Source organism: Nonomuraea sp. NPDC049655, assembly GCF_044465465.1.
GTDB lineage: Bacteria > Actinomycetota > Actinomycetes > Streptosporangiales > Streptosporangiaceae > Nonomuraea.
The window spans coordinates 542,195-562,374 of the sequence record NZ_JBITLS010000005.1 but is presented as its reverse complement, the minus strand read 5'-3'; the positions used below and the strand labels follow the sequence as shown (position 1 = coordinate 562,374).

At 69.8% G+C, this 20,180-nt stretch carries 11 protein-coding genes; 7 read left to right on the top strand and 4 right to left on the bottom strand.

Annotated elements, in window-relative coordinates:
• Nucleotides 1–31: 31 nt before the first annotated feature.
• The 3 genes from ACIBQ6_RS19610 to ACIBQ6_RS19600 all read right to left on the bottom strand — a co-directional run bounded on the left by ACIBQ6_RS19610 (nucleotide 32) and on the right by ACIBQ6_RS19600 (nucleotide 4,098).
• Complete coding sequence (locus ACIBQ6_RS19610; protein WP_358297102.1) at nucleotides 32–1,042, bottom strand: ABC transporter permease; 1,011 nt, start codon at nucleotides 1,040–1,042, stop codon at nucleotides 32–34.
• Nucleotides 1,035–2,570 (bottom strand): sugar ABC transporter ATP-binding protein, encoded by a 1,536-nt coding sequence (locus tag ACIBQ6_RS19605; protein WP_397213398.1) that lies wholly within the window; start codon nucleotides 2,568–2,570, stop codon nucleotides 1,035–1,037. Before ACIBQ6_RS19605 ends, ACIBQ6_RS19610 begins: the two co-directional genes overlap by 8 nt.
• Nucleotides 2,571–2,883: 313 nt before the next feature.
• The gene (locus ACIBQ6_RS19600; RefSeq protein WP_352327219.1) at nucleotides 2,884–4,098 is read right to left on the bottom strand and encodes an ROK family transcriptional regulator; all 1,215 of its coding nucleotides are present in this window, start codon (nucleotides 4,096–4,098) and stop codon (nucleotides 2,884–2,886) included.
• Between the two features lie 333 nt (nucleotides 4,099–4,431).
• Between ACIBQ6_RS19600 and ACIBQ6_RS19595 the strand changes: the two genes are divergently transcribed.
• The 4 genes from ACIBQ6_RS19595 (at nucleotide 4,432) to ACIBQ6_RS19580 (ending at nucleotide 15,994) form a co-directional block, all read left to right on the top strand.
• Nucleotides 4,432–5,712, top strand: coding sequence for an ROK family transcriptional regulator (locus ACIBQ6_RS19595; protein ID WP_364419985.1), 1,281 nt, complete (start codon nucleotides 4,432–4,434; stop codon nucleotides 5,710–5,712).
• A gap of 325 nt (nucleotides 5,713–6,037) precedes the next feature.
• A complete protein-coding gene (locus tag ACIBQ6_RS19590) occupies nucleotides 6,038–11,629 on the top strand; it encodes a ThuA domain-containing protein (RefSeq protein ID WP_397213395.1) in 5,592 nt (1,863 codons plus the stop codon).
• A 214-nt stretch (nucleotides 11,630–11,843) separates the two neighbouring features.
• On the top strand, nucleotides 11,844–12,398 hold the full coding sequence (locus ACIBQ6_RS19585; protein WP_397213394.1) for a hypothetical protein: 555 nt from the start codon (nucleotides 11,844–11,846) through the stop codon (nucleotides 12,396–12,398).
• A gap of 206 nt (nucleotides 12,399–12,604) precedes the next feature.
• Entirely contained in the window at nucleotides 12,605–15,994 is a 3,390-nt protein-coding gene (locus ACIBQ6_RS19580) for an alpha-L-arabinofuranosidase C-terminal domain-containing protein (RefSeq protein ID WP_397213392.1), read from the top strand.
• A gap of 151 nt (nucleotides 15,995–16,145) precedes the next feature.
• Here ACIBQ6_RS19580 and ACIBQ6_RS19575 read toward each other — a convergent pair whose 3' ends face one another.
• Nucleotides 16,146–17,048, bottom strand: a complete 903-nt coding sequence (locus ACIBQ6_RS19575) for a helix-turn-helix transcriptional regulator (RefSeq protein ID WP_397213390.1) — start codon at nucleotides 17,046–17,048, stop codon at nucleotides 16,146–16,148.
• Nucleotides 17,049–17,149: 101 nt separating this feature from the next.
• Between ACIBQ6_RS19575 and ACIBQ6_RS19570 the strand changes: the two genes are divergently transcribed.
• The 3 genes from ACIBQ6_RS19570 (at nucleotide 17,150) to ACIBQ6_RS19560 (ending at nucleotide 20,129) form a co-directional block, all read left to right on the top strand.
• Nucleotides 17,150–18,412 (top strand): multidrug effflux MFS transporter, encoded by a 1,263-nt coding sequence (locus tag ACIBQ6_RS19570; RefSeq protein ID WP_397213388.1) that lies wholly within the window; start codon nucleotides 17,150–17,152, stop codon nucleotides 18,410–18,412.
• A 237-nt stretch (nucleotides 18,413–18,649) separates the two neighbouring features.
• Nucleotides 18,650–19,672 carry a zinc-dependent alcohol dehydrogenase family protein gene (locus ACIBQ6_RS19565; RefSeq protein WP_352321215.1) on the top strand — a complete coding sequence of 341 codons (1,023 nt, stop codon included), beginning with the start codon at nucleotides 18,650–18,652 and terminating at the stop codon, nucleotides 19,670–19,672.
• A gap of 49 nt (nucleotides 19,673–19,721) precedes the next feature.
• A complete protein-coding gene (locus ACIBQ6_RS19560) occupies nucleotides 19,722–20,129 on the top strand; it encodes a cupin domain-containing protein (RefSeq protein WP_352321216.1) in 408 nt (135 codons plus the stop codon).
• The last annotated feature ends 51 nt before the right edge of the window (nucleotides 20,130–20,180 follow it).

The following is a 20,180-nucleotide window of genomic DNA, read 5'->3' as shown; positions in this document are numbered from 1 at the left end:
CCCGGGTCAGGGACGGAAGGGTTTCGGTGGGTCATAGAGGTGATTTGAGACTTCGCCGCTGCAGGAGCACGGCGGCGACGATGATCGCGCCCTTGGCGACGAGCTGGTCGGCGGTGTTCAGGCCGTTCAGGATGAACAGGTTGGTGATCACCGTGAAGATCAGCAGACCGAGGATCGACCCGATGATCGTGCCCTTGCCGCCGCTCAGCAGCGTCCCGCCGATGATCACCGCGGCGATCGCGTCCAGCTCGTACAGGTCGCCGTGGGTGGAGGAGCCGGTGGTGGTCCGCGCCATGATCAGCACGGCGGCGATCCCGCAGCACAGGCCCGACAGCGCGTACAACATCAGCGTGTGCTTGCGTACGTCGATGCCGGCCAGGCGGGCCGCCTCGGGGTTGCCGCCCACCGCGTACGTGCGCCGGCCGAACGTCGTGCGGTTGAGCACCAGCCAGCCGACCAGCACCACCAGCGCGAACATGTACACCAGCAGCGGCAGCCCGAGCACCCGCGTGGTCGACAGGTCGACGATCAGCGAGTTGTCCGGCTGGACCAGCTGGGTGCGCTGGTTGGACATGCGCTGGGCCAAGCCGCGCGCGGCCACCATCATGGCCAGCGTCGCGATGAACGGCACCATCCGCCCGTAGGCGATGAGGAATCCGTTCAGCAATCCGGCGCCGGTGCCGACCAGCACCGCGCACACGATCATCACGACCGGCCCGTACGCCTGTGTCGCCAGCGTTGTCGCCCACACCGACGCCAATGCCATCAACGCCCCGACCGACAGGTCGATGCCACCACCGATGATCACGAACGTCGAGCCGACCGTGATCACGCCGATGGTCGAGGCCAGCGCCAGGATGCTCACCAGGTTGGAGGGGGTGGCGAAGTTCTCCGGTCTGGTCACCACGCCCACGATCGCCAGCAGCACCAGCGCCGCGACCAGACCCAGATGGCGGATCTCGCCGAGCCGGCCGAGGCGGCCGCGCGCCCCCACGGCTTTCAGGCGCGGGCCGGCCGGCGCGCTCTGATCAACGTCAGTCATGGAACGCTCCTTCTAGGGGATTCGCTTCGTCGGCCCCGGACGCCGACCCTGTGGAGACCATCACCAGGTCGAGCACGCGGTGCTCGTCCAGGTCCTCGGCCGGCGCCTCATGGACGATCCGGCCCTCGCGGACGACCAGCACCCGGTCGGCCAGGCCCAGCACCTCGGGCACCTCGCTGGAGACCAGCAGCACGCCGATGCCGTCGTCGGCCAGCTTGCGGACCAGCGCGTACAGCTCGGCGCGGGCGCCGACGTCCACACCGCGCGTGGGCTCGTCCAGCAGCAGCAGCTTGCGGTCCTCGGCCAGCCAGCGGCCCAGCACCGCCTTCTGCTGGTTGCCCCCCGACAACGTCCTGATCGCCCGGAGCGGATCGGGCGGGCGGATGTCCAGTGCCTGCGACAGCCTCGTGGCCTCGGCGAGCTCGCTGCGGCGGTCGAGCCAGCCCAGCCACCGCGGCTTGGTGTAGCGGCTCATGCTCGCCAGCGTGATGTTCTGCGCGACCGAGTGGTCCAGCAGCAGCGCCTGCGCCTTGCGCTCCTCGGGGGCCAGGCCCATGCCCATCCGCACCGCCCGGGTGGTGCTGCCCGGCCGCACCGTGCGCCCGTCGAGGACGACCCGGCCGCTGCCCTTGCGCGCGCCGTAGATCGTCTCGATGATCTCGCTACGGCCCGAGCCGACCAGCCCGGCCAGCCCGACGATCTCCCCCGCCCGTACGGTGAACGAGACGTTCTCGAAGCGGCCGGGCAGCGTCAGGTTCTCCACGCGCAAGATCTCCTCGCCGGGCGGGGCCGAGAAGCGGGGCGGGAAGACGTACTCGACGTTGCGGCCGGTCATCAGGGAGACGATCTGCGAGGTGGGCGTCTCCTTGGCCGGCAGCCCGACGGCGACCGTACGGCCGTCCTTCAGCACGGTGACCCGGTCGCCGATCTCGCGGATCTCCTCCAGCCGGTGGGAGATGTAGATCACCGCCACGCCCTGGGAGGTGAGGTCGCGGATCACCCGGAAAAGATTGTCCACCTCGTCGTGGGCCAGGGCGGCCGACGGCTCGTCCATGATGATGAGCCGGGTCGAGTGCGACAGCGCCCTCGCCATGCTGACGATCTGCTTGTGCGCCGGGGACAACCGGCCCACCTCGGTACGCGGGCGGATCTCCCCGTGCCCCAGCCGCCTGAGCAGCTCGGCCGTGGCCCGGTCGGCCTCCGACCTGCGGGAGAAGCCGAAGCTCGCCGGCTCATGGCCGAGGAAGACGTTCTCGGTGACGCTCAGCCCGTCCACCAGGTCGAGCTCCTGGTACATCGTGGAGATGCCGAGACGGATCGCGGCGGTGGGGCCGGACAGGCGGGCTTCCTCGCCGGCGAAGGTGATGGTGCCCTCGTCGGGCTGGTGCGCCCCGGCCAGGATCTTGATGAGCGTGGACTTCCCTGCGCCGTTCTGGCCGAGCAGGCAGTGCACTTCCCCGGCGCGTACGTCGAGGTCGACCCCGTTCAGGGCGCGGACACCGGGGAACTGTTTGACGATTCCCCGCATGTGGAGCAGAGACGCCGAGTCGGATGTTGACCGCGGCACAGGTGCCTCCCTGGATTCATGGTGCGGTCGGGTCCCGCCCGCCTGACGGCGCCGGTTGGCACCGCCGACGGCATCGAGGTCGGCGTGAACGATGCCGATACGGCACCGGACTGCCGGTCAGACGGGGCGGGACGTTCTGGGGGGAGAGGTGGCGGGTTCCCGTCCGCCTGACGGCATGCGCCATGGCCGCGGCACCTATGTGGGCGGGGCGTGCCGAGGCGGGCGGAGCGATCGGGCGGACGGGAGGTCTAGTGGGGGGATCGGAGGTGTTCGGTCATGCCGATGGCTGGGGATGTCGGATCTCGATGTTCGCGGGGTCGGACAGTGCTCGTTCGACGACGACGCCGGCCGCTCCTCGCGAGGCGGCGCCGAAGCCGAGGTCGGAGGCGACGAACCGGCAGCGGCCGGCGGCGCCGCTCATCCCGAGGCGGGCCAGCTCTCGCTCGGCCGCGGGGATGAGCAGGTCGGCGAGCCTGGCGAAGTAGCCGCCCAGCACGATCGTCCGTGGGTTGAAGAGGTTGACCAACATGGCCGCCCCGATGCCGAGCCACGTGCCCACCTCGGCGACGGCCGCGTCGACCCTCGGGTCTCCTTCGGCGCGCCGCTGCTCGATCTCGGCCAGCCGCTCCTCCGGGTCGCGGACGATCTGGGAGCGCATGCCGTACGCGCGGTCGGGGGTGGCCATGCGCACGAGCGCGGCCAGCCCGACCTTGGTCTCCCAGCAGCCGGTGAGGCCGCAGCGGCACGCCTCGCCGGACGGGTCGACCACGACGTGCCCGACCTCCCCGGCGAATCCGTCCGCTCCACCCAGCAACCGGCCTCCGGAGATGACGCCGCCGCCGACGCCGACCTCGCCGGTCAGGTAGACCAGGTCGGAGGTGCCCGCCGCGACGCCGAAGGTGTACTCGGCCAGGGCCGCGAGGTTGGCGTCGTTGTCGACCCCGATGGGGATGTCACCCGGAATGTCGGCGTGGGACAGTCGCTCCGCCACCTTCACGCCGCGCCAGCCGAGGTTCGGGGCGACGACGACGGTGCCGTCGGTTGTGTCGACCAGGCCGGGGACGGCCACGGTGATCCCGGCCGGCGTGACTCCGAGCGGTTCGAGGTCGGCCAGGGTCTTCTCGATCACGCGGGCCAGCTCGTCCAGCGAGCGTTCCGGGCCGGATCCCATCGCGTCGAAGCTGATCCGCCGGTCGATGAGGACCCTGCCTGCCAGGTCGGTGGCGATCGCCGCGATGTAGTCGACGTTGACTTCCACGCCCAGGGCGCCGACCCGCGAGCCGTCCAGGACGAGCGCGACACTCGGTCGGCCGACGGAACCCGCGTGCTGCGGGCCAGTCTCTTTGACCAGCCCGCGTGCCTGCAGCTCGCTCACCAAGCTGGTGACGGTGGTCTTGTTCAACCCGGTCTCGACAGCGACGGCGGACCGGGAGCACGGGCCGTGCCCGCTGATGTGACGCAGCACCAGAGCGAGGTTGGAACGTCGCACGGTGGTCTGGTCCGCGGGAACTCCCGCGGGCAGGCCCCGACTCGTCGAGTCGGTCGCTGGGGCGTCAGCCCTGCCGTGGTGCACGCGTCTCCTTAGGACTCAATTAGTACGTATGGCTGGCCGAATTAAAAGGGGCAACGGATGAAGAGCACAAGAGGGAAAGCGGTTGCACCTCGCATAACAGTCCGGTAACGACATGGCGAAGACCTGCTGAACTGCGCGAAGACGACCGATGCCAACTCGTTACGCGGTGCAGGGGTGCGTGGCCGGACACCTCCGTGTTACAACCCTCATTAATTGATCGCCGATACAAACAAAGGGCGGGTGACACGAGTGACCAACGGGCACCTCACCCGCACCTCCAACGTGGGCGCTTCCTCGGCCGGCTCCGCCACGCTGCGCAGGGCGAACCTCTCCTCGGTGCTGCGTGAGCTGCGCGACCACACCTCCCTGTCCCGTGCCGACATCGCCGAGGCGACCGGGCTGCACCGCGCCACCGTCTCCAACCTCATGGCCGAGCTCCTCGAACGGCGGCTCGTACGGGAGGTCGGCGTCGAGCACGTGGGCGCGATCGGGCGTCCCCGACGGGCGGTGGCGCTGCACGGCGCACACGTCGGCGCCCTGGGCATGGAGATCAACGTCGACTACATCGCCGTCCACGGCACCGACCTCAGCGGCCGGGTCCTGGTCGAGCGCCGGGTCGTCTTCGACGCGATGGGCAGCACGCCGGATCGTGCGGTGCGCCGCCTCGGGCTCGTGGCCAAGGAGGCCGTGGAGGCGATGTGCCGGGCCGGAGCGACGCCCGCCGGCATAGCGGTGGCCGTCCCCGGGCTCGTCGACGTGGCACGCGGCGTCGTGACGTTCGCGCCGAACCTCTACTGGCATGATTTGCCGCTGGCCGAGCGGCTGACCTCCGTGCTCGGCCCGCTGAGCGTACCGGTGCTGGTGGACAACGACGCCAACCTCGCCGCGCTGGGCGAGTACATCTCGGGTGTCGCCGCAGGCACGTCCGACCTGGTCTATCTCACCGGCGAGGTCGGGGTCGGCGGCGGCATCATCTCCGGGGGCCGGCTCCTGCGCGGCGCGGACGGGTTCTCCGGCGAGGTCGGTCATCTGCGGCTCGACCCCAACGGCGACCAGTGCGGCTGCGGCCGCATCGGCTGCTGGGAGACCAAGGTCGGCCTGGCCGCGCTCGTCCGCGCGGCGATGCCGGAGCACGCCTACGGGCTGCCCGGCATGCCGATGCCCGACCCCGGCGAACGAGTGGCCGACATCGCGCGCGGCCTGGCCTCGGGCGATGTACGGATGACGAAGGCGGTGGCGCAGGTCGGCGAATGGCTCGGGCTCGGTGGCTCGATCCTGGCCAACCTGTTCAACCCGCGGGTGATCGTCATCGGCGGCTACTTCGCCTCCCTGGCCGAGTGGCTGCTGCCGCACGCGCAACATCAGCTGCAACGGCTCGTGGTGGCCGCTCCCGCCGCCCAGTGCCGATTCGTCGCCTCCACGCTCGGCTTCGGCGCCGCCTCCCGGGGCGCCGCGAGCATGGTGGTCACCCAGATCATCGACGACCCGACCACGATCATGGACTCGCCACCGCGGCCGGCAGTCCACTGACAGCACCCCACAGACCTGGAGACGGCACCCTCCAGCACCCCGCAACACCCGCTCGAAAACCAAGTGGCAACAAGCGCGGCGGCGCGCGCCTTGCCTGACGTCCCCCCGGTCAGGAAGGGTTTCCATGTCACCACGTCATCGAACGTGGGCCAGGCTGCTCCACGCGGCCCCGCCACAGGACCGACGTCGTCCGCGACGTCGCATCGCGGCGGCGACGGCTCTTGCTCTCGTCGCTCCCTTCATCACCTTCTCAGCCGCACCGGCGAGCGCCACGGTCACCGCGTCGTCGGCCGCCACGGAAGCCGCCGCGGCGCCTGACTTCAAGGTGCTGGTCTTCTCGAAGACGACCGGCTTCCGGCACGACGCGATCCCCGAGGGCATCGCCGCGGTGCAGAAGCTCGGCCAGGACAACAACTTCGCGGTCGACACGACCGAGGACGGCGCCCAGTTCACCGATGAGAACCTGGCGCAGTACCAGGCCGTGGTCTTCATGTCCACGACCGGCGACCCGCTGGGCACGCAGGAGCAGAAGGACGCCTTCCAGCGCTACATCCAGAAGGGCGGCGGGTTCGTGGGCGTCCACGCCGCCGCCGACAGCGGGTACAACTGGGCCTGGTACGGCAAGCTCGTCGGGGCGTACTTCAAGCAGCACCCGGCGATCCAGCAGGCCACGGTCAAGGTCGAGGACCCGGCCCACCCGTCGACCAAGGACCTGCCGACCACCTGGACCCGTACCGACGAGTGGTACGACTACCAGGCCAACCCGCGCAACACGGTCCATGTGCTGACCTCGCTGGAGGAGAAGTCCTACACCGGCGGCACGATGGGCGCCGACCACCCGAACACGTGGTGCCAGGACTTCGACGGCGGCCGTTCGTGGTACACGGGGCTCGGCCACCTCAAGGAGAACTACACCGAGCCGAACTTCCTGAAGCTGCTTCTCGGCGGCATCCAGACCGCCGCCGGCGCGATCAAGGCCGACTGCTCGGCCTCGCAGAGCTCCAGCTTCGAGAAGGTCACGCTCGACGACAGCACCTCCAACCCGATGATGGTGGACGTCGCCAAGGACGGCCGGGCCTTCTACATCGACCGGCTCGGCGAAGTGAAGATCATCAAGCCCACGGGCGGCACGGTCACCGCCGGGAAGCTGAACGTCTTCACCGCCAACGAGAGCGGCCTGCTCGGCCTGGCGCTCGACCCCGGCTTCGACACCAACCACTGGGCGTACCTCTACTACTCCCCCAGCGGCGAGAACGTCGACCGGCTGAGCAGGTTCACCGTCAACGGTGACAGCCTGGACCTGACGAGCGAGAAGAAGCTCCTCGACGTCCCGGTGCAGCGGGCCGAGTGCTGCCACCACGGCGGCGGCATGGTGATGGACCCCAAGACCGGCAACCTGTGGCTGGCCACCGGCGACAACACCAACCCGTTCGCCTCCGACGGCTACGCGCCGCTCGACGAGCAGTCCGGCCGCACCAACTGGGACTCCCAGCGCACCTCGGCCAACACCAACAGCCTGAGCGGCAAGCTGCTGCGCATCCACCCCGAGGCTGACGGCACCTACACCGTTCCGTCCGGCAACCTGTTCCAGCCGGGTACCGCGAAGACCAAGCCGGAGATCTACGGCATGGGCTTCCGCAACCCGTTCCGCATGGGGCTCGACCCGAAGACGGGCGGCATCATGCTCGGCGAGTACGGCCCCGACGCCAACACGGCGAGCGCCACGCGGGGCCCGGAGAACACGGTCGAGTGGAACCTGGTCTCCAAGCCGGGCAACTACGGCTGGCCGTACTGCGTCGGCAACAACACCCCGTACGTCGACTACGACTTCGCCACCAAGAAGTCGGGGTCGCCGTTCAACTGCGCCGCGCCGGTCAACGACTCGCCCAACAACGACGGCCTGACCAACCTCCCCCCGGTCATCCCGGCGACGATCTGGTACCACTACGGGGCCGACCCGCAGAACTTCCCGGAGCTGAGCGGCGGCGCGCCGATGGGCGGCCCGGTCTACCGCTTCGACCCGAACCTGCAGTCGGACGTGAAGTGGCCGGCCTACTGGGACGGCAAGGCCGTCTTCGGCGAGTGGAACAACGACAACGTGTGGTCGTTCCAGCTCGACGAGAACGGCACCAAGCTCGTCGAGATGAACCGCATCCTCGGCTCGCTGAAGTTCAAGAAGCCGATGGACATGAAGTTCGGCCCCGACGGCGCGCTGTACATGATCGAGTGGGGTTCCGGCTTCGGCGGTGACAACGCCGACTCCGGCATTTACCGCATCGAGTACATCAAGGGCAACCGCCCGCCGATCGCCCGCGTCACGGCGGACAAGACCGACGGGCCGCTGCCGCTGACCGTGAAGTTCTCCAGCGAGGGCAGCCGCGACCCGGACGACAAGGCGATCACCTACGCCTGGGACCTCGACGGCGACGGCGACACCGACTCCACCGACCCCAACCCCACCTTCACCTACGACAAGGCAGGCGAGTACGGCGTCGTCCTGACCGTCACGAACTCCGACGGCAAGACCGGCACGGCGAGCGTGACGATCACCGCGGGCAACACCCGTCCCGTCGTGACCGTCGACGTGCCGCCGAACGGCTCCTTCTTCGAGTTCGGCGACCAGGTGAAGTTCAAGGTCACCGTCACCGACGCCGAGGACGGCGCGATCGACTGCGACAAGGTCCAGATCCAGGCGATCCTCGGCCACGACAGCCATGGCCACCCGCTCGACCAGCTCAAGGGCTGTGAAGGCACCCTGCAGACCTCGCAGAGTGGCCACGGCGAGACCGACAACCTCTTCTACGTGATCGAGGCCAGCTACGCCGACAAGGGCGCCGGCGACGCCAAGCCGCTGACCGGCCGCGGCCAGGTCATCCTGGAGCCCAAGCGCAAGCAGGCCGAGCACTTCGCGCAGACCGGCCGGGTGGCCGACGGCAAGGGCACCGACGCCGCCGGCGTCCAGACGGAGACCACGACCGACCCGCAGGGCGGCAACCTCAACATCGGGTTCGTCCAGGACGGTGACTGGTGGTCGTTCGACCCGGTGAACCTGTCGAACGTCACCGGGATCCGGTTCCGGATCGCCTCGGGCGGCGCGGGCGGGACCGTACAGGTGCGGGCGGGCAACCCCGAGACCGGGACCCTGGTGGGCTCGGCCGAGGTGACGCCCACCGGCGGCTGGCAGACGTTCACCGACGTCACGCTCGACCTGACCAGTCCGCCGTCCGCGAGCGGGCCGCTCTACTTCGTCGTGCGCAAGCCGGCGAGCGCGGCCAACGACGCCTACCTGGCCAACTTCAACTGGGTCGACTTCGTCGGCAAGGGCGCGACCGACAACCAGCGTCCGACCGTGACCGCGACGGCGACCCCGACGACGGGCACCGCCCCGCTGAAGGTCGACTTCAAGGCGACGGCCACCGACCCCGAAGGCGGCTCGATCACCTACAAGTGGAACTTCGGCGCGGACGGCGCGCCTCAGCCTGCCACGGCTGAGGCGAGCTACACCTACAGCGCACCGGGCTCCTACACGGCCGTGGTGACCGCGACCGACGACAAGGGCGCCTCCGCCACCGCCCAGATCCCCATCAAGGTGGACTCGGCGACCACCGTCTGCCTCACCGGCCGTTCGGACGGCTTCACCGGCGACCAGCTCGACCGTCAACGGTGGTCGGTCATCCGCGAGAACCAGGACCTCAAGGTCGCCGGCGGCAACCTCGTGATCCCGACGTCGAGCACCGACATCTACGGCACCGGCGGCGACGCGACGAACATCGTCGTGCAGCCGGCGCCCCAGGGAGCGTGGACGGCCACCGCCAAGGTCACGCTGAAGGCCCTCGACGCCTACGAGCAGGCCGGCCTGGTCCTGTACGGCGACGACGACAACTACGCGAAGATCGTGCTGGAGGGCCGGGGCACCAACGACCGCGCCGGTCGCATCTTCCAGTACATCCGGGAGGAGAACGGCGCCCCGAACGAGGTGAACGCGAGCAACACGGCCAACCTCGGCGACGCCTTCCCCGACACCGTGTACGTGCGCCTCGTCACCGACGGCACCAACCTGAACGCCTCCTACTCGGCGGACGGCGTCACCTTCACCGCGATGCCGGAGACGAAGAAGCTCGCCGGCATCACCAACCCGAGGATCGGCCTGCTCGCCCTGTCCGGGACCGGCGGCCACCCGGTGGTGGACGCGTCCTTCGACTGGTTCCAGATCACGCCGGACGACACGGCCACCGGCGCGGCGCCGGACGACGAGTTCGACGGCGGCGCGCTCGACTCCTGCCGCTGGAACGCGGTCGTCCGTCCCGACGCCACCGGGATGCGGGTGACCGGCGGCAAGCTGGAGATCGACACCTCGAAGGGAGACATCTACGGGTCCGACAACAGCGGCCCGAAGAACTTCGTCCTGCAGAACGCGCCCGAGGGCGACTGGACGCTGGAGACCAAGCTCGACGGATCGGCGTTCAACCAGGCCTACCACCAGGGCGGCCTGGTGGTCTACGGCGGTGACGACGACTACGTCAAGGTCGACTACGTGGCCGACAGCGCGACGGCGACGAGGATCGAGCTGCGCAGCGAGGTCGGCGGAGCCGTTCAGGACCCGCAGCCGCAGGTCGACCAGCACGGCTCCGGCGTGTGGTGGCTGCGGCTGAAGAAGGAGGGCGACACCTTCCACGGGTACTACTCCGCGAACGGCACGGACTGGACCGAGATCGGCGCCACGGTGAAGAACGGCGCCGTGGCGAGCCGGGCGAAGGTGGGCGTGTTCGCCTTCGGCGGCAACAGCCAGACCGCGTCGGCGACGGCGAAGTTCGACCACTTCCATCTGGTCAAGAGTGGCGGGGGCGCCGACGACAAGACGGCGCCCACGACGACCGCGGCCACCGACCCGGCCGCGCCGCAGAGCGGCTGGTACACCGGGCCTGTCTCGGTCACGCTGTCGGCCGCCGACGAGGCGAACGGCAGCGGGGTCGCCAAGACCGAGTACCAGCTCGACGGCGGCGACTGGGCCGCCTACACCGCTCCTGTCGTCGTCTCCGGTGACGGGTCGCACACTCTGGCCTACCGCTCGGCGGACAAGGCGGGCAACGTCGAGGACGCCAAGACCCTCACGGTCAAGGCGGACGCGACCGCGCCGATGACCAAGGCGGAGTTCGCCTCGCCGAACGACAGCGGGTGGCACGACGCCGCCGTGCCGGTGATGCTCACCGCCACCGACGCCACGGCCGGGGTGGAGAAGACCGAGTATGCGGTGGACGGCGGCGACTGGACGCCGTACACCGAGCCGGTCACCGTCTCGGGCGAGGGCAGGCACGAGCTCAAGTACCGCTCGTCCGACAAGGCCGGGAACGCCGAGGACGTCAAGGCCGCCGCGTTCCAGATCGACACCAAGGCGCCCGCCGTGGTGATCTCGGGCGTGGCGAACGGCGAGAAGTACGGCGACAGCCAGGACCTGCAGATCGCCTGGCAGGTCGTCGACGCCGCCTCCGGCGTGAAGTCGGTGAGCGGCACGCTCGACGGCAAGCCGTTCGAGTCCGGGACGCTCCAGCCGCTGTACGGGCTGGCCCTGGGCACGCACACGGTCACGGTCACCGCGGTCAGCAACGCGGGCAACCAGACCGAGCAATCCGTGACGTTCTCCGTCGAGACCTCGACGCAGGACCTCGCCGCCCTGATCGACCGTTTCGAGAAGGACGGCAAGCTGACGGACAGGGAGGCGCACCGGTTGCAGACGAACCTCGCCACCGTGCGCGACGCCGAGGACAAGGGCAAGAAGGATGACAAGATCATCAAGGAGATCCGGAAGTTCAAGGACGCCGTCATCGGCAAGAAGGGCGTCTCGGACGAGCAGGTCCGGGCCGTCCTCCTCCGGGACGCCGACGCCCTGATCGTCCGGCACGGCGGCACGCCGGCCTGACGGCGAGCGAGACCGGCGTTCCGGACGCCGCCATGAAGCGCCGCTCCGGCACGTCGCCGACAGACGGTGAGTGCCCTCGCCAGGCGAGGGCACTCACCCCCTCCCGCTCCACGACGCGGTCTTCATCCCGGCCGGCCGGGACCGCCTTCATCGGACGCCGGCACGTGCTCGCGCCGGCATCGTCCGGCGACGACCCCGAAGGGAACCACACCCCGTGAACAACGCACTGCGATACGCCGTGACCGTCCTGCTGGCCGGGCTCGCCCTCCTGCTCACCGCACCCGCGGCATCCGCCCATCGCGGACCGATCAAACTGGAGGTGACCGGGGACGGCGGCCACAACGTCAACGTGCTGGTCACCTGGAAGGAGGACGGGCATCCCGTCACCGACGTCGTCGAGGCGACACTGACGGCGACCTCCTCCGGCGGCCGCTCCTTCGGCCCCGTCCAGCTCCGCTCCTCCTCCGAGGGCCAGAACCTCTACACCTCCCCCGAGCCGCTGCCGAGCGGCACCTGGAAGGTCACGGTGACCGCGACCAAGCCGGCCAAGGCGCGCGCGACGACGAAGGTGAAGGCGGCGGACCTGGCCGCCACCCCCGTGGCGGCGACTTCGCCCGCGCCGCGCGCGACGGGCGCCGCGGCTTTGGCCGACCGCGAGGACGCGGACGGCACTCCGTTCACGATCGGAATCATCGCCGTCGCGGTGGTGATCGCTTCCGGGATCTGGATCGCCTTCGCCCGTCGCGGGCGGCTGTACAGCCGTCGCTGAAGGCACCTCGGCCGGTACGCCACGTGGGCGTCGCGACGCTGGTGCGCGCACCTCTGGTTGTCGACGCCCCGGAGACCACGCTCTTCGTCGAAGGATGCATCCGGTTCCCGCACGGCCCTCGACCAGGAAGCTCCCCTTCCTACCGCACGACACAGCCATTCACGGATCCGGTTTGTTAGCGCTAACATCCCTTAGGAGCCTTCACCATGAAACGCATCGCGTTATCGGTCACGCTCGTCGCCACCCTCCTCGCGGCACCACCGCCCGCGTCCGCCTCAGCGGATCCCATCCCTCAAGGAGCAGCCGTCGACCAGTTCGACGGCGACAGCCTGGGGCAGGAGTGGAGCGTCCTGTCTCCCGACGACTCCCGCTGGTCGCTGTCAGGGGGCGCGCTCCATCTGGACACCTCCCCCGGTGACACGTACGGGGGCGGGAACAGCGCCAAGAACGTCTTCCTCGTCGACGTTCCGGCCGGCGACTTCGAGGTGATCACCAAGCTCAGCGCGCCCGTCGCTCTGGACTATCAGAACGCGGGCCTGGTCGCCTGGCAGGACTGGGACAACTACGTACGAACCGGGCTGGCCCACGTCAGCTTCTCCGGCGGCACCGTGATCGAGACGGGGACGGAGGTCGGCGCGAGCTACACCGGCGGCTTCAAGACCCGTCCGGGATCCACCGGCGAGATCCTCAGGCTGGCCAGGACCGGCGACGAGTTCGTCGCCTCCTACTGGGACGGCTCGGTGTGGATCGAAGCAAGCAGGTCCACCGCGAAGATGGACATCAAGCAGGTCGGCCTCTACGGCCTGTCCGCCCAGAACGGGACGCCCATCCGCGCGGACTTCGACTACTTCGCCGTCAAGGCCGCCGAGGGACGGCCGGTGAGCCCGCAGGGGCAGTTCACGCTGAAGGCGGTCGACGCGCCCCACCTGTCCGTCAGCAAGTCGGGCGTGGTGCGGGCCTCGGACAGGGCGCCGATGACCGGCCTTGTCATGACCGCCGAGCCGCGCGACGGCGGACTGGCGCTCAAGGACGTCGCGTCCGGGAAATACCTGGAGGCCGGCGACAAGGTGCGGCTGGGCGCGAACCCCTCGGTCTTCCAGCTCAAGGACGCCGGTGGCGGCAAGGTCAAGCTCTCCTCCAGCGGCAAGAACGTCTCCGTCAGCGACGGCGCTCTCGTCACCGGCCCGGCGATCACGAAATTCACGATCGAGGGCTACACGTCCGGCGCGCTCACCGTGGACACCAAGGCCAAGGGCACCGAAGTCAGTCCCAACCTGTACGGGGTCTTCTACGAGGACATCAACCACGCCGCCGACGGGGGCCTGTACGCCGAGCTGGTCCAGAACCGCTCGTTCGAGTTCAACGACCAGGACCACGCCTCCTACACGGGCCTGACCGCGTGGAGCAAGGCGGAACGCGGCGCGAGCGCCTCCCTCGCGGTCACCGGCGACCAGCCGCTGAACGCCAACAACCGCAACTACCTGCGTCTCGACGTCACGGGAGACGGCACGGCCGGGGTGAGCAACGCCGGGTTCAACCGCGGCCTGGCCTTGAAGAGGGGCGCCCGCTACGACCTGTCGTTCTGGGCCAGGCGCACCGAGGCGGGGACGCTGACGGTGACCGTCGAGGACGGCACCGCGGTCCTCGGCACGGCGGCCCTGCAGGTCAAGGCGGGCGGCTGGGCCAAGTACGAAGCGTGGTTCACCGCGGCGGCGACGACCGACGCCGGTCGCCTGATCGTCCAGGCGCCGAGCGGGCGCACCGATCTGGACATGGTCTCGCTGTTCCCGCATGACACCTTCAAGGGGCACGGCATGCGCGCCGACCTGGCCAAGGCCATCGCGGAGTTGAAACCGGGCTTCCTGCGCTTCCCCGGCGGCTGCGTGACCAACGTCGGCACCTACGACCCCTACTCCGACAAGCAGGACCGGCGGCGCATCTACCAGTGGAAGGAGACGATCGGCCCGGTCGAGGAGCGGCCGACGAACTTCAACTTCTGGGGCTACAACCAGTCGTACGGCATCGGCTACTACGAGTACTTCCAGTTCGCCGAGGACATCGGCGCCGAGCCGCTGCCCGTGCTGTCGGTGGGCGTCAACGGCTGCAACGTGAACCAGCCGCTGACCGACGAGGCCAAGCTGGCCCGGTGGGTCCAGGACACGCTCGACCTGATCGAGTTCGCCAACGGCCCGGTCACCTCCGAGTGGGGCGCCAAGCGGGCCGCGCTCGGGCACCCGAAGCCGTTCGGCCTGGACTACATCGGCCTCGGGAACGAGGAGATCTACTCCGAGTTCTTCACGAACTATCCCAAGTTCGCCGACGCGGTCAGGGCCAAGTACCCCGCCATTAAGATCATCAGCAACTCGGGGCAAGCCCCACAGGGCGCCTGGTTCGACAAAATGTGGCAATTCGCCCGCGACCAGAAGGCCGACCTGGTCGACGAGCACTACTACAGCAGCCCCGGCTGGTTCCTGACCAACAACCACCGCTACGACTCCTACGACCGCAACGGGCCGAAGGTGTTCGCCGGCGAGTACGCCTCGCAGGGCAACACGTTCGGCAACGCCCTGGCGGAGGCGTCGTACATGACCGGGTTGGAGCGCAACTCCGACGTGGTGGAGCTGGCGTCGTACGCGCCGCTGCTGGCCAACGTGGACTACGTGAACTGGTTCCCCGACCTCATCTGGTACGACAACGACCAGGTCTTCGGATCGGCGAACTACTACGTGCAGAAGTTGTTCTCCACGAACCTCGGCGACCGGATCCAGCCCAGCACGTTCGAGAGCGCGACCAGGCCCCCGGCCGACATCACGGGCGGCATCGGGCTCGGCTCGTGGAGCACCCAGGTCCGCTACGACGACGTCAAGGTCACCGCCGCCGACGGCACGACACTGTTCTCGGACGACTTCTCCGGCGAGGGCGAGAAGTGGACTCCAGGCCAGGGAGCATGGGCCGTGCAGGACGGCGCCTACGTCCAGACCGCCGACGTCACCGACGCCCGATCCACCGCCGGCTCACCTGACTGGTCGAACTACACGATGGAGGTCAAGGCCCGCAAGACCGGCGGCGCCGAGGGATTCCTGGTCATGTTCGGCGTGGGCGACACCTATTACTGGTGGAACCTCGGCGGCTGGAACAACACTCGGTCCGCCGTCGAGAAGGGCATCGGCGGCGGCAGGTCGGAGATCGCCTCCTCCCCGACCACCATCGAGACCGGCCGCGACTACCAGATCAAGATCCAGGTGAACGGACGCAGGATCACCACCTGGCTCGACGGCCAGAAGATCAACGAGTTCGCCGACAATGCCGTCGTGGAGCCGCTCTACCAAGTCGTCTCGCGAGACGGCGACAACGTCACGCTCAAGGTCGTCAACGCTCAGGCGACCGGCGTGCGCAGCACCGTCACCCTGAAGGGTCCCCGCCTTCGCCCGTCCGCCACGGTGACCTCGATGGCCGGCGCTCCGGGCGATGCCAACTCCCTCACCGAACCGACCAAGATCAAACCGGTTGAACGCCACCTGAACGGCTTCTCCAACGCCTTCACCTACGACTTCCCCGCCAACTCCGTCACCTTCATCCGCCTCACCGAACGCTGACCCGCCGACCAGGGGCGGGCCGCCCGCCGGCTCGCCCCTGGTCGGCCTGCCACCCCGGCCCCATTCGATGAACCGCCCAAGGAGGAGGGCGGCCGAACGTCAGGGCAGGCGCACGGTGGAACATCGAGGAGATCGTCAGGCGGGCGGGGGTTCAGCGCGATCCCGGATGGGCGCCGGCGACGTCGTCGCCGGCGTTCGTCGGCTGCTCGGCGGCCAGGGATGCGAGCAGGCGCAGGCGTTCGGCGGAGGGGGAGCCGGGTTCGGCGGTGTAGATGATGAGCACGAGTCCGGGTTCGGCGGTGATGGCGAGTTCCTCGTAGGCGAGGACGAGTTCGCCCACCTCGGGGTGGTTGAACCGCTTCGTGCCCGTTCCGTGGGTGCGGACGTCGTGTGCGGCCCAGAGCGTGCGGAACGTGTCGCTGCGAGTGGAAAGCTCGCCGACCAGGTCCTGCAGGGCGCGGTCGTGCGGGTCGCGGCCGGCTTCCGCCCGCATGATCGCGACGCACATCTCGGCGAACAGGTCCCAGTCGGGGTAGAAGTCGCGGGAGGACGGGTCGAGGAACTGGAAGCGGGCCAGGTTGGGAGTGCGTCCGCCGTCGCCGATGACGGGCGCGTAGAAGCGGCGGCCGAGGGCGTTGGCCGCCAGCAGGTCCTGGCGGGGGTTGCGGACGAACGCGACGCCGTCGGTGATGGCCTCCAGCGCCCAGTGCAGGCTGGGGCGGGAGGCGCTCTGGCGGGTGGCGCGGCGGCGCGGGCGGCCGGAGGCGGGGATGCCGTCGGCGGCGCGGGCCAGGTCGAACAGGTGGGCGCGCTCGGTGTCGTCCAGGTGCAGCGCCCGGGCGATCGCCTCCAGGACGGACGCGGACGCGCCGGCGATCTGGCCGCGTTCGAGCTTGGCGTAATACTCGACGCTGACCCCGGCGAGAATGGCGACCTCGGTGCGGCGCAAGCCGGGCACCCGCCGGTTGGCGCCGCCCGGGATGCCGGCCTGCTCTGGCGTGACCTTGGCCCGGCGCGAGGTGAGAAACTCGCGGACTTCGCGGCGGTTATCCATAATCCCAGCGTAGAGGCGGTCTGGAAGGTCTGGGATGCCCTGTCGGTACACCCCTTGACAGAGACTCCCGCCCTGCCGCCGGGGCCCTTTGACCTGGAGTAGTGCTCAATCAATCTCCATCCACGTCGCAGCCGGTCTCCCGGCTGTTGCCCACGCTGTTGCTCCTGTTGACCGTGTTCGGTCCCATCTCGATGGATCTGTACCTGCCGGTTCTGCCCGCGTTGACGGACGAGCTGAACGCGGCGACGTCGATGGCGCAACTGACCGTCACCGCTTGCCTCATCGGGCTGGCGTTGGGGCAGCTCGTCGCAGGGCCGCTGTCGGACCGGTTCGGCCGCGCCCGGCCTCTGTACGTCGGCGTGGCCGCCTACGTCGCGACCTCGCTGCTGTGCGCGCTCAGCCCGAGCATCGAGACGCTCGTCGCCGCCCGGCTGGTCCAGGGGCTCGCCGGGGGCGCGGGCATCGTGATCGCGCAGGCGGCGGGACGTGACCTCTACTCCGGCGGGAAGCTCATCCGCTACTACGGCCGCATGACCGTGCTCGGCGGCCTGGCCGCCATCGTGGGACCGCTGGTGGGCGGCCAGCTGGCCCGGGTCACCGACTGGCGCGGACTGTTCACGTTCCTGGCGGTGATCGGCGCGCTCATCCTGGCGCTCATCGCCTTCGGCTACCGCGAGACGCTGCCCCAGACGAGCCGTACGACGGGTGGGTTCGCCCGAACCGGCCGCGACTTCCGCACCCTGCTGGCCGACCGCGTCTTCACCGGCGCGGTGCTGCTGCAGGGGTTCGTCAACGCCGCCCTGTTCGCCTACCTGGCCGGGGCCACCTACGTCCTGCAGGGCGTCTACGGCCTGTCGCCGCAGCAGTACGCGCTCGCCTTCGGGCTGAACTCGGCCGGGTTCATGGTCTTCGGTTACCTGGCCGGGCGTAGCAGCGAGCGGTGGAGCGTGCGCGGCACCCTGGCCGTGGGCCTGGCCATGTGCGCACTCGGCGCGCTCGGCCTGCTGGCCGCCGGGCTGTGGACGCTGCCGCTGGCCGTGGTGATCGTCTCGCTGCTGATCATGGTCAGCGGCGTGGCCGCCACCACCCCGCCCGCCACCACGCTGGCCCTGGCCGGATACCCGCATATGGCGGGCACCGCCTCCTCGCTCCTTGGCATGGCCCGCTTCGCCTTCGGCGGTGTCGCCGCTCCCTTCGTCGGCCTGGCCGGGGCGGACGGCATGCTGCCGCTCGGGATCGTCACCGTCGTCTCGATCGCGCTCGCGCTGGCGGCCTGCGCCGCTCTCAGCCCCCGGCATCGCGCCCGGACGGCGCGGCCGTCCCCGGCCGCCGAACCCGAGCTCGCCGCCGCGCCGACGCGGTGAGCACGTCGTGCGGACGCCGGGCTAAATGCCGGGAAAGAGTTCCTCTCGCCTGTTCATGCCTCACCTACCGGGGGAAATGCCTCCTCTGCTGGGGAACCGTGCGGGACGCTGCCGGCGCCGGTTCGGCCGCGACATCTGGCCACCGGCCGGCGAGGCACCTTGGGCGTCGGGCCTTCGACGCTCGACGGAGTCCGCTGATCCGCCGCCGTCACCCAACACTCGAAGGAGACACCACTCATGCGTGGAGCAGTTCTGCACGGACCGCGCGACGTGCGCGTCGAGGACCGTCCCGACCCGCGGATCGTCCAGCCCACCGACGCGGTCATCCGCATCACCGCGACGTGCGTCTGCGGCTCTGACCTGTGGCCCTACCGGGGCGTGGACAAGTCAGACGAGCCGGTGCCGATGGGACACGAGTACGTCGGCGTCGTCGAGCAGACCGGCGACCAGGTCGAAACGATCAAGGTCGGGGACTTCGTGGTCGGGTCGTTCTTCGCCTCCGACAACACCTGCGAGATCTGCCGGGCCGGCTACCAGTCCCGCTGCGTGCACGCCGAACCGATCGGCGCGATCGGCACCCAGGCCCAGTACGCCCGCATCCCGCTGGCCGACGGCACCCTGGTCGCCACCCCCGCCATGCCGGACGCCGACCTCGTCCCGAGCCTGCTGGCCGCCTCCGACGTGCTGGGCACCGGCTGGTTCGCCGCGGTCGCCGCCGAGGCCGGCCCTGGCAAGACGGTCGCCGTCGTGGGCGACGGCGCGGTGGGGCTGCTCGGCGTCCTGGCCGCCGGGCGGCTCGGCGCCGAGCGCATCGTCGTCTTCAGCCGCCACGCCGACCGGCAGAAGCTCGCCGTCGAGTACGGCGCCACCGACATCGTCACCGAACGCGGCGACCAGGGCGTCACCCGGCTCAAGGAGCTGACCGGCGGGCTCGGCGCGCACTCGGTCATCGAGGCCGTCGGCACCCAGGAGTCGATGATGCAGGCCATCCGCTCCACCCGGCCCGGCGGCCACGTCGGCTACGTCGGCGTCTCCCACGACGTCGAGCTGCCGGGCGAGGAGCTGTTCTTCTCCGGCGTGCACCTGCACGGCGGCCCGGCCCCGGTACGCCGCTTCCTGCCCGAGCTCATCGGCCTGATCTGGAACCGCGCGATCGACCCCGGCAAGGTCTTCGACCTCGAACTCCCGCTGGAGGACGCCGCCGACGGCTACCGGGCGATGGATGAACGCCGCGCCGTCAAGACCCTGCTGCGCCCCTGACGGCCCCCATCCCTTCGCAAGAGATCACCGACCACGAGAAGGAACGACCATGGAACTGCTGAAGCAGCCACCGACCACCAAGGGACCAGCCGAATGGTTCACCGGGGACGTCTGGTTCGACGTCATCCACCGCGGCGAGGACCCGTCCCGATCCCGCGCGAACATGGTCAGGTTCGCGCCCGGCGCCCGAACCGCCTGGCACTCCCACGGCCTCGGCCAGACGCTGTTCATCGTCGAAGGCGTCGCGCTGATCCAGTCCCGCGGCGGCCGGCTGATCGAGGCCCATCCGGGCGACGTCATCTGGACGCCGCCGGGCGAGGAGCACTGGCACGGCGCCGCCCCCGGCCACTTCATGACCCACCTGGCCCTGTGGGAAGGCGACGACACCGCCTGGCTGGAGCACGTCACCGACGCCGACTACACCGCGACGCCGGCCGCCACCCGCCAAGCACCCTGAAGAGGATCGACATGGACTACGAGCACCTGGGCCGCAGCGGGCTGCGCGTCA